The following is a 15323-nucleotide window of genomic DNA, read 5'->3' as shown; positions in this document are numbered from 1 at the left end:
AAATAATCATAACCAAATTTTTCCTGATCATGAACCAATTAACGCTCATTCTCTTATCTCTATTTATTTCAACTGCGGTTTTATCTCAGGATAAAAGCAAGATTAACGGCCTAATCTCTGAAGGGGTTAAACTCCATGACGCCGGTAAATTTGAAGAAGCTATCTTAAAATATAAAGAAGCATTACAATTAGATCCGGATAATTCTACCGCGAATTATGAAATTGCCTATACACTATTTAGCAATAAATCGGCTAAAGATGCCATCCCGTATCTGAATAAAATAATTGAAGAGAATCCGTCTAATTCAGGCAGTGCATACGACATGTTAGGAAGTATTTATGATACACAGGGGCAGAAAGATAAAGCCATTGAATATTATAAACGCGGCATAAAAGCGCAGCCAGAATATCAGGGCCTATATTATAATCTTGCCATAACCTATAGTAGCCTCGACAAAAATGAGGAGGCATTACAAAATGTAACCAAAGCTTTGCAGCTAAATCCAAAACACGCAAGTAGCCATCGCTTATACGCATTAATAAACATGGCCGAACCAAGTAAAAAAATTGCTGCACTTCTTAGCTACTGTAATTTCCTGATACTGGAAGCTACCACTCAACGCTCGACTAAAGCTTTTCAGGATGTTAAATCAATTCTCAATTCAGGGATTACCAAAACAACCGGAGTAAACAACATTACGATCAATCGTAATCCCAACGAAAAGGATCCCGACGTAGGTGCAGCAAGCCTGGCCATATCAATGGCTTCGCTGTCGCCAGGATTGGCTGGTTTGTCGGAAGCAGATCAACTAGAACTACAGCTTAAAACAATTTTTGGTATTACCGGGGAACTTTCTGAAAAGAAAAAAGAAAAGGATTTTTTCTGGTCTTTTTACGCTGATTATTTTTACAAACTATCTAAATCAGAATTTATGCCATTAATCGCGCGCATTATTAGCTTTACTTCCAATCAGGAAGAAAAGAGAAAATGGATAAAAGAACATGAACAGCTTTTAACGGATTATTCAGTTTGGGAATCTGCAACTCCGCGCAATTGATACCTTCAATAGCCTAATCAAAAAGAAAGCCCCGGAATACTTATATTCCGGGACCTCATCACCCTCACCCATCACCTTTAATTGTGGTAGATACTCCCTTAAAAAAGAATATTAACTATTCATTTTTAAGCATTTACGTAGTTAGGCGATAAATGGTTGCCGCCATGATGCGGAATTACTTTGAGATGACGAAAGCCTATTCAGCGGCTAATATTTTAATATCTTTTATCTCCAGTATTGATTTAGAATATCCTTTAAGAACACTATTAATCATAGCTTGTCCAACCTCTTTTAAAGTGCTTACCTGGCCTGGTATTAGCAAGCGGAGCAAAGGATATAATGATGCTATAACCTGATAAAGCCCTTTAACATTTACCTGACCTGGGGTAGGCTTCATGAAACCCGGACGAAAATTATATACATTTTTAAATGGCAACTTCATTAAAGCATTCTCAGTTTTACCTTTTACACGTGCCCACATCACTCTCCCTTTTTCGGAACTATCCGTATGACTACCGGATATATGGCTGAAAACCATCCCAGCATTAAGAAGAACAAGTTTATTTGCAAGGTGCATAGTAGTGTCATAAGTAATGTAACTATATTCCGCTTCCTTCATCCCATTTGAACTTATGCCTGCGCAATAAAAACATGCATCATAACCGGTTAACTGATCTTGTATGCCGTCAATATTGAAAAAATCTGGCACAATGCATTCTTTTAATTTGGGATGCTTCTGACCGCGATAAGGTTTACGTCCAATTGCAAGTACTTCTTTTACCTTCGGATGCGACAGGCATTCTAATAATACGCCTTCGCCTACCATACCGGTAGCTCCTGTAATGATCACTTTAATTTCCATTTATTCAGTTACTAATTTTAGTGCCCATACAAAGCTTAGGCCGGCTTGCATAAAATTACAATTCCAAACTAAAGCACAAGCATTCTTTGCGAACAATTTTAACATTCTTTAACATACTTTAACATTCCCAAATCCGCTAACTTTCAATGTTTTAGTTATTTTTACTATTAAGAAAATTACCCTCAAACTATGAACCACTATCAAAAAATTAACAATCTTGTAGGATTTCTGCTTTTTCTGATTGCAGGAGTGGTCTACTGGCTAACCATGGAACCAACCGTAAGCTTTTGGGATTGCGGAGAATTCATTTCCGCAGCCGATAAATTACAAGTAGGTCACCAGCCTGGCGCCCCTTTATTCCTGATGATAGGAAAGCTATTTTCTTTGTTAGCTGCAGGTGACGTAACAAAAATTGCTTACTGGATGAACTTCAGCTCAGTAATTTTTAGTGCCGCCACAGTTATGTTTCTTTATTGGACCATCACCCTGATTGCCAGTAAGCTATACAAACAGGAAAAAACTACCGCGGATGTGCTAACCGTTGTTGCTACAGGTGTAGTTGGTGCTTTGGCATTTACCTTTTCAGATACATTTTGGTTTTCGGCAGTTGAGGCCGAGGTATATTCACTTTCTATATTATTTACAGCCCTTGTATTTTGGGCAATTTTGAAATGGGAAAGTAAAACAGACGACCGCTGGCTGGTACTAATTGCATTTGTAATTGGATTATCTATTGGGGTCCATTTATTAAGTTTGTTGGCCATTCCAGCTGTAGTACTCGTTTATTATTTCAAAAAAACAACAAAGCCAACCACCTTTGGTATCATTAAAGCAATAGGTGTTGCAGGGCTTATATGGGTAATAGTTCAGTTCGTTATTATCCAATATTTTGTATTGCTTGCAGCAAGGTTCGATTTGTTCTTCGTAAACACACTGGGCTTTGGATTTGGATACGGCGCCATAACATTTATACTGCTTTTGGCGGCCAGTATTACCTACGCCATCTACTACTCAATTAAGCATAAAAAGTACAATCTTAACCTCAGCATGATCTGCCTAACATTTGTATTGTTTGGCTTTAGCTCTTACTTTTTAATCATTATAAGAGCAGATGCGAAGCCAAGCTTAAACCTTTCGAATCCTGATAATGCTTTTGCTTTATATGGTTATTTAGGACGTACAAATTACGGTCAAACGCCGCTTTTATACGGACAAACTTTTGATGCCAAACAAATTGACGGCAAAGAAACTTATACCAAATACAGAAAAGGAAAAGATAAATATGAGGTTTCAGGAAGAGGTATAGATGTGGAATATGACAAGAATTTATTGTTTCCAAGAACATATAGTGACAAACCAGATCACATAAACTTTTACAAGCAGTGGTTAAATCTTGCTGACGGAGAAACCCCTTCTTTTGCCCAGAATTTAAAGTTCTTTGCATCATACCAGGTAGGTTTTATGTACTGGCGCTACTTTTTCTGGAATTTTGTTGGTCGACAAAATGACAATCAGGGTCAGGGAGGCTATAGCGAAGGGAACTGGATAACCGGAATTAAATCGCTGGATGCTATACGATTGGGAAGCCAAACCAACCTGCCGCCAAGTATTGTTGACAATGAAGGATTTAACAGATTTTACGGTTTACCCTTAATATTAGGTATTGCGGGTTTATTCTTTTTATACCGTAGAAACAGAAATGACACCCTGGTAATTACAACACTTTTCTTATTTACTGGTCTGGCTATTATTGTTTATTTAAATCAAGATCCCAGACAAGTAAGAGAAAGGGATTATGCTTATGTAGGTTCCTTTTATGCCTTCGCTATCTTTATTGGCTTCGGGGTATTTGCTATCAGGGAGTGGTTATCGCGCTTTAATGCGCCTAAATTGAGCCTTATAGTGGCTTCGTTGGTTGGCTTATTGGCCGCACCTGCAATTATGGGTGTTCAGGGTTGGGGCGACCATAACCGTTCTGGCAAAGCAACTGCCTTAGAGTGGGCAAAAAACTATCTTAACTCTTGTGCTCCGAACGCCATATTGTTTGTGACCGCTGATAACGATACGTTCCCTTTGTGGTACGCACAGGAGGTTGAGGGTATTCGTACCGACATACGGGTTGTAAATATTCAATATCTTTCTGATGATGCATATATCAATCAAATGAAATTGAAGCTGAATAAATCCGCAGCTCTGCCTATTACTATGCCAACAGAGAAGTATGTAAATGGTGTTAGAGATTATATTCGTTATTATGATTACGATTTAAAAGACAGTGTGGAGCTAAAAGATCTTTTAGCAGTATTGACTTCAGATAATAAGGAGGATAAACTTCCACTATCGGATGGAAGTTACGTGAATTTCTTGCCTAGCCAGAACTTCAAATTAACGGTAGACTCAGATCAATTGGTAAAAACGCATACCATTTCACCTAAAGACAAAGACAAGGTTACACCTTTGATGGAGTGGAAATACAATAAAGATATCATGTACAAATATGATCTGGCTTTACTGGATATCATTGCAAACAACAATTGGGAAAGGCCAATATATTTTGAATCAAATGTATCTGAAGATACTTATGCAGGTTTAGGTAAATACCTATATCTTGAAGGATATGCGCTCCGTTTGTTGCCTTTCAAAACTGATCCTAAGGATACACGCGATAAAATGGAGAAAACCAATAGCGATCCGATGTACGATAACCTAATGCATAAATTTGATTTTAAAAGCTTTAAAACTGCAAAATACATTGATCCGGAAAGCAGAAGAGTTGCCCAAAGTTCATGGAGTGTTTCGAACTCGCTTACTACAAACCTTTTCATGGAAGGAAAAACAGATAAGGCACGCAACATTTTAGTTAAAAGCGTTAAAGAGATTCCTCTTAAAAATTATTCAGTTGACGATACCATAAACAGGTATCAGACCATCCAAAATATGTATGCCTTAAATGAAACTAAGGCCGCTAATGAATTGACAAATGAAACATTTGAATTTTTAAATAAAGAGCTGACTTATATTGCTTCTTTAGAACCGAAACGGTTTAACGCTTACGGAAGAGATATTCAGGTAGGCATGTATGTTTTAAGCAACCTGCACAGAATGGCTGTGGGTTACAAGCAAACTGAGCTTAGTGATAAGATCGCCAAAAAGTTTGAAGAACTGCAAGCTAAGTTTAGTTAGTTCGCTTCGTCATCTCGACAGAATGCGGAGAAATTGAATTCCAGGAAACAAAAAGCGGGGCATTTTTACAATGCCCCGCTTTTTGTTTATCCTTATACTACACTATTACTTATTAGGTTGAGGTGTAGTTCTTAAATAAGGTTTAATTACTTTATGCCCCTTAGGGAACCTTGCAGGAATGTCTTCTGTTTTAATACTGTTCATTACAACAACATCTTGTCCATCTTCCCAATCTGCAGGAGTCGCAACGCTATAATTAGCGGTAAGTTGTAATGAATCGATTACTCTTAATACTTCGTTAAAGTTACGCCCTGTAGACGCAGGGTAGGTTAGCATCAATTTAACCTTTTTATCAGGAGAGATGATGAACAACGAACGTACAGTTAAAGTTTCTGAAGCATTTGGATGGATCATATCATAGAGATCAGCAACTTTCTTATCCTCATCTGCAATGATAGGAAACTCTACATTTGTATTTTGAGTTTCATTGATGTCTTTAATCCAGCCTTTATGAGACTCTGCAGAATCAACGCTAAGCGCCAGTACTTTAACATTTCTTTTTTCAAATTCTCCTTTTAAAGATGCAGTACGGCCAAGTTCCGTGGTACATACCGGAGTATAATCTGCAGGGTGAGAAAACAAGACTCCCCAGCTATCTCCCAGAAAATCATAAAAATCGATATTACCTATAGAAGTTTCTGCCTTAAAATTGGGAGCTGCGTCCCCTATTCTTAAACTCATAATTATATATTTTAGTAGTAAATAACAATGTTTAAAAGTAAATATTAAAGTCTACAAGTTAAGTATACTATTTAAAATAATTCTCCTGTTTTTGTAATAAAATTAATTTCAGGAATCTTACTTCCCAAGTGCTTATTAAACTGTTTAATGGTATAATCGGCAAGAATGGGTGTATCCTTTTCATCATGTTGGTGCAGAAAGAAGTACACTTTTTCCAGTCCTTTATCCAACCACTGTTTAATTCTTACCACCCAATCGTCTATCCTTGCAAAGTCAGAATCCTGATGTGCCGATCCATTTCCGACAAAGCGAATAAATATTTCAGGTATGGTTAGTTCCATGTGCACACAGTCTCTCCTGCCGCTTGCATCAGTAATTACTGCACCCTTATTTAACTTTGCAAACATATCAAACACCTGGTTCCTATTCGCTTCTTCCAAAAACCATCCTTCGTGCCTTAATTCCACAAAAACAGCAAGGTCAGTAGGCAGGTATTTCAGGTATTCTTCCAGAACAGGCAGGCTCTTAGGTGTAAAGTTATCTCCAAGCTGCAAAAAGCATGGCCCCAAGAACTGACCAAATTCAGAAATACTTGCCAGAAAAAGATCTGTTGGTACCTCTGCATCTTTTAGCCTTTTAATATGGCTGATTGTTCTGGAAAATTTAGGACAGAAAATAAAACTATTATTGGAATTATCCTCAGCCTTGGCTTTCCATTTTTTAATCAGCTCTGCATTCGGGATGCTGTAAAAAACCGCATTCAGCTCAATAGAATTGAAATGTTTTACATATTGATCCAGAAAGTCGGCTTCTTTGGTTTTTGATGGATAAATCATATTTAACCATTCCTTTCGACCCCATTTAGCACAGCCAACGTAAAACTCAGGGTTTTTAACCGGCTTACCTTTCGACAATGTCTTTGAAGTCTGTATACCATCTTTTGGCAATGTAAAATCTACATCCTTTATCTGGCTATCTGTTACTTTTCCGAAATCCATATTTAAAGTTCTATATAAAGCAAAACCCCGAAACTAAATTAAAGTTTCGGGGTTTCAAATTTATGTGTTAGTTATTAGTTATAACCTTTTATCATAAACACGTAATCCTGAATTTTAGATACCTGTTTTGATGGCTCTAATTTCGATAATTTGCTCTTCCTAACAGAAGATATCCTACCCACTATAGAATCCTGAGGGATAGAGCTTAACGCTTCCTGAAGGAACTTTGCTTTTACCGCAAAGGTTGCTCCGTCTGTATAGCTTTCTTTAGCATTGATTATGCCTATTACGTTTCCGCTATTATCTAATAGCGGCCCGCCACTATTACCTGGATTAACATCAAGAGATAACTGATACGCTAAAGTATCACCATTAAAACCACTTTGTGAACTTAAATAGCCTATTCCTAACACTACTTCATCTTTAGGATAACCCAGTGTGTAAACAGATTCTCCGAGGCCAACTTTACCCTTTTTTAATGAGTAAGGTAACGAGCCTAATGAAAACTTTTTATCAATGATTTTTAGAATGGCAATGTCATTAATAGGATCTTTATAGGTAATATCAACTTTATAAAGATCACCTTTGTTGTTCTGAACGTACACCGTATCAGATTTTTCGACTACGTGATAGCTAGTTAAGATATATCCGTTAGAAGAAATTGCAAAACCGGTACCGCCAAATTTCACGGGCTTAACAGGCACCTTTGAATTCTGGCTTGATTTTACATCTCTGATCAGGTTATTGGTAGAACTTTTAAGCTTACTAAGCTCAGCACTCATTTGTTTATAGCTACCGGTTTGCTCTGTAGTTTGTTGTATAGAATAAATGGTAACAATTGTTAATAATATAAAAGAGGCGGCCACAGCAATTGCTGATTTATTTTTACGCCACATATTAACAATAAACGAAGGATGAGGTCCAAGCTTTCTGCTTAAAGCATCAACATCGATCTGATCATGTGCATGATCCATCTTGTTTTTCAAATCAAGATTTGAGGCATAATCCTTTAACGAATCCAGAAAAACCTTGTGCGCAACAACCTTATGATCAACAGTTGGATCATTTAAGCGTAGTTGCTCAAAAGCGTTAGCTTCTGCCTCAGTAAGTTTACCGTTAAGGTAATCTTCAATTATGCCCTCTAACTCTATTTCGTTCCTCATATCACGATTGAAAAAATAATTTCTTTAACCTTTGTAAGCACTTATATTTTTGTGTTTTTGCGTTATCGGTATTGGTATACCCAAACTTTTCACAAATTTCCTGCATGGAAAGGTTGTTAATATAAAAGTCCTGAATAATGGTCTTGCAGGGTTCGCCTAAATGGAGGAGTGCTTCTTGCATCTTATCAAATTGCTTATCCTTCTCTTCATGCTGCTCAACGTCCTCTTCTATCGCTATCACATCCTCAAAGTCAGAGATGTTATTGGTTTTCTTGCTTTGCTGTGCTAACTTCTTTAACCAAATACGTCTGCAGACTGAGTATATATAGGTCTTTAGTTTACTGCTTAACTCGAAATCTCCGCTTTTAATTTTATTATATAAAACAATTATGCCTTCCTGATACACATCTTTTGCATCATCTTCATCACCGTTATTATTTAATATAAACTGTAAAATCATCGGAAAATACCCCGTATACAATTTATTTAGCGCTTCTTCTGAGTTATTTAAGACCCCTAAAACTACCTCTCTATCTGTTGGAACTGAACTGCTTAACTTATTACTCACCAATTAATACATTTAAACGTGAATGGTAACCCAATGATAACAAAAAAAATTACTTTTTTTATTTCTTCCTTAATACGGCAATACTATAAAGAGTAACCCAGTAACCCACATTAAAATATTTTTTATTTTTTTTTTCAATTAGGTGGGTTACCTTTTAAACTTTCCTGTATTAATCTGTAAAATTAATTAATTATTTAAAATAGAATTAGAATGAAAAACGCATTTAAATTTGGCTTTTTAGCTTTAGCAATCTCTTTATCAGTAGCAGCTTGTAACTCTGAGAAAACAGGTGAATCTACAGATACTACTGTAACTGATTCATCTACTGTTGTTACTCAAGTTGATACTAACGTAACTGATTCAACTGTAAAAGATACTACTGTAACTACTACTGTTGACTCAACTAAACACTAGTCATTTTTAACAAAATAAAAAAGGCTTTGGAATCTCCAAGGCCTTTTTTGTTATCCAAAGTTTTGCTTTTCAGCAACCTTACTTCATTAAAAGGCTAATAAATGCTACATTTGCGCTTGTAAAAATAAGTCAAATTCATGAATTTATCTCCTCTTCAAGCTATTTCTCCAGTTGATGGACGTTATAGAAACACTACTCAAAGCCTTTCTAAATATTTTTCAGAGTCAGCATTAATAAAATACAGAGTATTTGTAGAAATTGAATACTTTATTGCACTTTGTGAAACAGGCTTACCTGGTTTAAAAGAATTCGATAAATCTATTTACGGTAAACTACGTTTAATTCATGAGCAGTTTGATGATAACCATGCTCAGGAAATTAAAGACACAGAAAAGATCACCAATCATGATGTTAAAGCGGTTGAATATTTTATAAAAAAGCAATTTGATCAATTGGGTCTCGAAGCTTATAAAGAGTTTATCCATTTCGGATTAACATCTCAGGATATCAACAACACAGCTATACCTTATACTATTAAACTAGCTTTAAATGAAGTTTACTATCCTCAAATAGCTGAGTTGATTGCTAAAATAAAAAGTCTGGCTACTGAATGGAAAGATGTGCCTTTACTTGCACATACGCATGGACAGCCTGCATCTCCTACTAAACTTGGTAAAGAGTTTATGGTATTTGCAGAACGTTTAGAGATTCAGTTAAATAACTTAAAAAACATCCCTAACAGCGCAAAATTTGGCGGTGCAACAGGTAACTTTAATGCACACCATATTGCTTATCCTGGTGTAAACTGGGTAGATTTCTCTAATAATTTTGTAAATGAGATATTAGGCCTTTCGCGCGCTCAGTATACTACTCAAATTGAGCATTATGATCAATTTGCTGCACAATGTGATGCTTTAAAAAGAATAAACAACATCATTATTGATCTTGATAGAGACATTTGGGCGTACATTTCTAAAAACTACTTTAAACAAAAGATTAAAGAAGGTGAAGTTGGTTCTTCTGCAATGCCTCATAAAGTAAACCCTATTGATTTTGAAAATGCAGAGGGTAATGCTGGTATAGCAAATGCGTTATTCGAATTTTTTGCGGCTAAATTACCAATTTCACGCTTACAAAGGGACCTTACAGATTCTACGGTACTTAGAAATGTAGGCGTGCCTCTTGCTCACACTACAATAGCTATTGCATCTACGTTAAAAGGTTTAAATAAATTATTGCTGAATAATGAAGCTATTAATGCCGACCTTGAAAACAACTGGGCTGTAGTTGCTGAAGCAATTCAGACTGTACTTAGAAGAGAGGCTTATCCTAACCCATACGAAGCACTTAAAGATCTTACCCGTACCAATCAGAAGATTACTGCTGATACCATGGCGAACTTTATTGATGGCTTAAATGTGAATGATCAGATTAAACAGGAATTAAAGAACATCACTCCTTTTAACTACACGGGCGTATTTTAGATATAATGACCTAAAACAGACATCGATACCTTAAATTGCACCAACGAATTATTTATTTTTGTAGAAAAAAAGAAGACAATGACTATCAACGTATATACTGAACAAACTCCAAACCCTGCTACAATGAAATTCATGGTCAATAAATTATTGATCAATGGCAGTGAAGATTTCGCAACTAAAGAAAGTGCTGAGCACTCTCCTTTTGCAAAGGAACTGTTTAAGTTCAACTTTGTTAATGGTGTTTTTTTTGCAAGTAACTTTGTTACGATTACAAAAACAGAGGGTGTTGAATGGCCAGATATCGAACCAATTCTTAAAGAATTTGTTAAAGGAGCTGTTGAATCTGAATATAAAATAAAAGAAGAAACATCTGATGAGACACCTACTTTTGAAGGAACAGATCTTGAGATTAAAATTCAGCAAATTCTACATGATTATGTTCGCCCGGCAGTTGAACAAGATGGTGGTGCAATTAGCTACAAATCATTTGATGAGGGTGTTGTAACTGTTGAGCTTAGAGGTTCATGCAGCGGTTGCCCTTCTTCTACCATTACCTTGAAATCAGGAATTCAGAATTTATTGCAACGCATGGTTCCTGAAGTGAAAGAAGTAGTGTCTGAAGCTTTGTAAGCCGATTTAAATATAAAGAAAGAGCCTGTTTCAATGTTGAAACAGGCTCTTTTGTTTTATGTTGTTCTTATAATCTTTGTCATCCTGAATTTACTTCAGGATGACATGGTGGCGATAACACGACTAATTCTATTAACTTTTAAAACTCCGTTTAATAGCTTCTAAGATTTCACCATCAATCAAGCCATTTGTTGCCAGAATTTCTCTGGTTTCTAGAAATTCATCGCCTCCGGCAAAGTTTAATATATTTCCACCTGCCTGTTGTACCAGAAAAGCACCGGCAGCAACATCCCAGGCATTCAGGTTATACTCAAAGAAAGCATCGAACCTGCCACATGCTACATAAGCTAAATCAACCGCAGCCGAACCTATGCGCCGTAAGCCATGCGTTTTCTGCATCATTTCTGAAAGTAGCTGCATGTATTGTGCCTGTTTCTCGAACTGATAATATGGAAATCCTGTAGCCAGTAAACAATCTGATAAACCTGGTCTGGAAGAAACCTTAATCACTTTGTTGTTTAAATAAGCATCGCCACCTTTATAAGAATAAAACATCTCTCCGCGGTTTATCTCGTAAACTACACCAACAACGGGTTTATCCTCTTCATAAAGCGCTATGCTTATAGAATAAGTGGGAACACCATGAATAAAGTTGGTAGTGCCATCTAATGGATCTATGATCCAATTGTAAACAGCACCTTTGCTATTTACGGTTTCTTCTTCAGTAGTAAAACCTGCTTCAGGAATTAGCTTGGCTAAATTTCTAACCAATAACTTTTCAGCATTCTTATCTACATAGGAAACCATATCGTTTAGGCCTTTGAACTCGACAGCACCTGCATCGAAGTTCATCGACTCTTTTCTTATAAAATTGCCTGTTAAGCGGGTAACAGCAATTACCTTAGAACATATTAATTCGTAATTCAACTCAGAAAAAAATTTTAATAGTTAGCCAACTTTTCTTTGTTCTTGTATGAATATAAAACAAGACCTAAGCCAGACAAAAACAGAATACTTGAAATTAGCTCTGCCTGCGTAAAATGTATACCGGCAACATTATATTTAGTATTTACTCTGATCAATTCAATAAAGAAGCGTTCCAGACCGTTTAGCATTAAGTATATACCAAACATCATTCCCGGAGATTTAATACGGTCACGGATCTTCCATAAGATCAGGAACAGTATAAAGCATACGATTACCTCATATATAGGTGTTGGGTATACCGGCTGAGGTAATTCGTTACAGAACCTGCCAACGCAACCCGCAATAGGATTTCCTTCGTTAGCAACGTTATTTGGATAGGTATAAGCCCATAACCAATCCGGAAGCCATGAAATTGGCTTAGCGTTTAGATTAGCGATTCCCCAGTCGCCATCACCAGACATATGGCAACCAATTCTGCCCACACTGTACGCAAGCATCATACCTGGTCCGCCAATATCAAGCATGTGCAATACTTTAATATTATTTTTCCTTGCGATATATAAAACAGCAGCACCGCCACAGATTAGTCCACCGTAAAACGTTAAACCACTAAATGACAATAAGCTGCCGATAGGATCTTTTACAAATGAGTCCCAATGTTCCAGGTTATCGAATATTTTTGCACCAAGAAAACCCCAGATAGCGGCCCAAACGATAAGAGTGCCCATTAATTCATATGGGTGCTGCGTTACTTCAACAGTTTTTGGTTTGGGTAATTTATGCGCATTTTTCTCTTTATAATCCCAGTAAGCAAACAAACCAGCAAAAAACAAGCCTCCAAGTATATTTCCTTTTAATGAAAGAAGTACTGTTTGGGCATCGCTTACAAACAGCTGATAGTTTAAGAGTGCATAAACTAATTTATATCCGATCAGGAACCCGAATACACCATTATAAGCCAGCTCAGTTGTAGTAGCAGGCTTACCAATAGTCATCGTTTTTTTGATTGGATGAAGAATACCAAGTGCTTCCTTACGTTTAAACTCCTGAGTAAAAGCCCAGTAACCAGCAATAAAAGCTAAAGCGACAAAAACACCAAATGTGTTAAACGGCAATGGGACTTGTATACCAAAAAGATATTCTAAAAAATGAGATACAGTAGGAAACATACGTATAAAAAAGTTTTATGCGAATATAGTATTAATGCGCTAAAACTTCTTCTGTTTCGGCAACTTCTACCTCACCATCGGCGGTAAGCTCAATAAGTTTTACGGTTTTGATTTCATTTACCATTACCGGGTCATATTTAGCTTTAACTTTTACATAGTTCTTGGTAAAACCATGCATAAAACCATTCTTTTGGTCGTCTTCAAAAAGCACTTCGCCAATTGAACCAATCTGAGATTGATAAAAGGCCCTTCTCTTTTTATCAGACAAAATATGAAGCATTTTGCTTCTATCCGCACGGGCACTTCCGGCAACAACGCCTTTCATTTCAGCCGCTGCTGTTTGCTCGCGTTCTGAATAGGTAAATACGTGCAGGTAAGAAATATCAAGCTCGTTTAAGAATTGATAAGTATCCAGAAAATCTTCATGAGTTTCACCAGGAAATCCAACGATTACATCAACTCCAATACAGCAATTAGGTATTAAAGCTTTAATTTTAGCAACTCGTTCGGTATAAAGTTCCCGTTGGTAACGTCTGCGCATTAAACCTAATATTTTATTAGATCCAGACTGCAGAGGGATATGAAAATGAGGTACAAATCTTTTGGAAGTAGCAACAAATTCAATGATTTCATTGCTTAACAAATTCGGTTCGATAGAAGAAATTCTTATCCTTTCTATACCCTCAACCTCATCCAGTGCTTTTACCAGGTCAAAGAATTTATCTTCTCTTTCTCCGTTTCTTATTCCGAAATCGCCAAGATTTACCCCCGTAAGTACAATTTCTTTAACGCCGCTTTCGGCTATTTGTTTAGCGCGGTTTACTACATTTTCGATGGTATCGCTTCTGCTGCCCCCACGCGCCAATGGTATCGTACAATAAGTACATGGATAATCACATCCATCTTGCACCTTTAAGAAAGTACGTGTTCTATCACCTATTGAATAGGCTGCAATAAAATTATGATTAACTTTTTCGATGTTTTGCTGATGAATAACGGCCTTAGGCTGTTTGGTAAGATCAGAGATGTATTCAACTATCCGGAATTTCTCTGCTGCACCAAGCACCATATCAACGCCTTCTATTTCGGCAATCTCAACAGGTTTTAACTGAGCATAACATCCTACTATGGTTACATACGCGTTGGGTGCGTACTTTAAAGCCTCTTTAACTACTTTACGGCACTTTTTATCAGCATGCTCTGTTACAGAACAGGTGTTTATTACATACACATCCGCTCCATCTGTAAAGTCTACAACAGCATATCCGGCATCGGTAAATAACCTGCCAATTGTTGAAGTTTCAGAGAAATTCAACTTACAACCAAGTGTATAAAATGCAACCTTCTTCATTCAGTGTTATCGCTATAATTATGCACGCGTCGTGCCGAATTTATTTCAGCATCCCGTTTAAGCATGTTTAGAATATCAAATTCGGGATGCTGAAATAAATTCAGCATGACGATTGTAAATTTTTAGATATCCCAATAAGCCTGCAAAGATAAGGTTTTAAATGAAATTATGATTCATTCCAGCGATAACTATCTTGCTCTAGTCCTGCAAGATCTATTACACGACTTACTACTGTTTGTGCAACCTCTTCAATAGTTTTGGGTAAGGAATAAAAAGATGGGCTGGCAGGGCATATAATCCCTCCTGCTTCCGTTACAGCTTTCATGTTATTAATATGAATAAGGCTAAAAGGCGTATCTCTTACTACGGCTATTAATTTCCTGCGTTCCTTCAATACAACATCTGCAGCCCTGGAAATTAAATCGTTAGAAATCCCATGTGCAATTCTGCCCAGAGTACCCATTGAGCATGGAATGATGATCATTGTATCAAACTTAGCCGATCCTGACGCAAATGGAGCATTAAAATCCATTTTTGGGTAAAAAGTAAAGGGGTAACGGTCGTAATCCTGATTCTGAAGTTCAAAACGCCAAACTTCTTTGGCATTGTCTGACATTACTACTCCTACTTTTTCAATCTGATCAGACAATTTCAACAAACTATCTAACAGTAATTTAGCATAAATTGATCCGCTGGCACCAGTAATTGCAACAATAATTTTCTTCTTCCTCATAGCGCAGATAAAGATACGGAACCTTAGATAACAAAAAAGGGC

Annotated in this window: 14 protein-coding genes; 5 read left to right on the top strand and 9 right to left on the bottom strand. The window is 36.8% G+C overall.

The window, feature by feature from the left end; translation table 11 throughout:
• Positions 1–29: 29 nt before the first annotated feature.
• Complete coding sequence (locus HQN86_RS04860) at positions 30–1058, top strand: tetratricopeptide repeat protein (RefSeq protein WP_172659881.1); 1029 nt, start codon at positions 30–32, stop codon at positions 1056–1058.
• Positions 1059–1254: 196 nt separating this feature from the next.
• Here the strand turns inward: HQN86_RS04860 and HQN86_RS04855 are convergent, their stop codons facing one another.
• Positions 1255–1920 carry an NAD-dependent epimerase/dehydratase family protein gene (locus HQN86_RS04855; protein WP_172659880.1) on the bottom strand — a complete coding sequence of 222 codons (666 nt, stop codon included), beginning with the start codon at positions 1918–1920 and terminating at the stop codon, positions 1255–1257.
• Between the two features lie 189 nt (positions 1921–2109).
• Here HQN86_RS04855 and HQN86_RS04850 point away from each other — a divergent pair, with 189 nt between their 5' ends.
• Positions 2110–5103 carry a DUF2723 domain-containing protein gene (locus HQN86_RS04850; RefSeq protein ID WP_172659879.1) on the top strand — a complete coding sequence of 998 codons (2994 nt, stop codon included), beginning with the start codon at positions 2110–2112 and terminating at the stop codon, positions 5101–5103.
• Positions 5104–5208: 105 nt separating this feature from the next.
• Here the strand turns inward: HQN86_RS04850 and HQN86_RS04845 are convergent, their stop codons facing one another.
• The 4 genes from HQN86_RS04845 to HQN86_RS04830 form a co-directional block, all read right to left on the bottom strand.
• Positions 5209–5844, bottom strand: a complete 636-nt coding sequence (locus tag HQN86_RS04845) for a peroxiredoxin (RefSeq protein WP_172659878.1) — start codon at positions 5842–5844, stop codon at positions 5209–5211.
• A gap of 71 nt (positions 5845–5915) precedes the next feature.
• The gene (locus HQN86_RS04840) at positions 5916–6842 is read right to left on the bottom strand and encodes a DUF72 domain-containing protein (protein ID WP_172659877.1); all 927 of its coding nucleotides are present in this window, start codon (positions 6840–6842) and stop codon (positions 5916–5918) included.
• 74 nt (positions 6843–6916) lie between these two features.
• Positions 6917–8005 (bottom strand): S1C family serine protease, encoded by a 1089-nt coding sequence (locus HQN86_RS04835; RefSeq protein WP_172659876.1) that lies wholly within the window; start codon positions 8003–8005, stop codon positions 6917–6919.
• A 1-nt stretch (position 8006) separates the two neighbouring features.
• Entirely contained in the window at positions 8007–8573 is a 567-nt protein-coding gene (locus tag HQN86_RS04830; protein WP_172659875.1) for an RNA polymerase sigma factor, read from the bottom strand.
• Positions 8574–8783: 210 nt separating this feature from the next.
• On the opposite strand from HQN86_RS04830, the gene HQN86_RS04825 reads away from it, so the two are divergent.
• The 3 genes from HQN86_RS04825 (at position 8784) to HQN86_RS04815 (ending at position 11101) form a co-directional block, all read left to right on the top strand.
• Positions 8784–8987 carry a hypothetical protein gene (locus HQN86_RS04825; RefSeq protein WP_048906591.1) on the top strand — a complete coding sequence of 68 codons (204 nt, stop codon included), beginning with the start codon at positions 8784–8786 and terminating at the stop codon, positions 8985–8987.
• Between the two features lie 137 nt (positions 8988–9124).
• A complete protein-coding gene (gene purB, locus HQN86_RS04820; RefSeq protein WP_172659874.1) occupies positions 9125–10471 on the top strand; it encodes an adenylosuccinate lyase in 1347 nt (448 codons plus the stop codon).
• A 78-nt stretch (positions 10472–10549) separates the two neighbouring features.
• Positions 10550–11101, top strand: coding sequence for a NifU family protein (locus HQN86_RS04815; RefSeq protein ID WP_048906593.1), 552 nt, complete (start codon positions 10550–10552; stop codon positions 11099–11101).
• Positions 11102–11233: 132 nt separating this feature from the next.
• On the opposite strand, the gene HQN86_RS04810 is transcribed toward HQN86_RS04815, so the two are convergent.
• The 4 genes from HQN86_RS04810 to HQN86_RS04795 form a co-directional block, all read right to left on the bottom strand.
• Positions 11234–12028: an inositol monophosphatase family protein gene (locus HQN86_RS04810; RefSeq protein ID WP_172659873.1), complete on the bottom strand. Its 795-nt coding sequence runs from the start codon at positions 12026–12028 to the stop codon at positions 11234–11236.
• 14 nt (positions 12029–12042) lie between these two features.
• Positions 12043–13197, bottom strand: coding sequence for a prolipoprotein diacylglyceryl transferase (locus HQN86_RS04805; protein ID WP_172659872.1), 1155 nt, complete (start codon positions 13195–13197; stop codon positions 12043–12045).
• Positions 13198–13228: 31 nt separating this feature from the next.
• Positions 13229–14548 (bottom strand): tRNA (N(6)-L-threonylcarbamoyladenosine(37)-C(2))-methylthiotransferase MtaB, encoded by a 1320-nt coding sequence (gene mtaB, locus HQN86_RS04800; RefSeq protein WP_172659871.1) that lies wholly within the window; start codon positions 14546–14548, stop codon positions 13229–13231.
• A 166-nt stretch (positions 14549–14714) separates the two neighbouring features.
• Entirely contained in the window at positions 14715–15281 is a 567-nt protein-coding gene (locus tag HQN86_RS04795) for a UbiX family flavin prenyltransferase (RefSeq protein ID WP_172659870.1), read from the bottom strand.
• Between the last annotated feature and the right edge of the window lie 42 nt (positions 15282–15323).

Origin of the sequence: Pedobacter panaciterrae, assembly GCF_013204795.1 — a bacterium.
Lineage (GTDB): Bacteria > Bacteroidota > Bacteroidia > Sphingobacteriales > Sphingobacteriaceae > Pedobacter > Pedobacter panaciterrae.
Note: the sequence above shows the minus strand (reverse complement) of the source record. Positions and strands in the feature narration are given on the sequence as shown.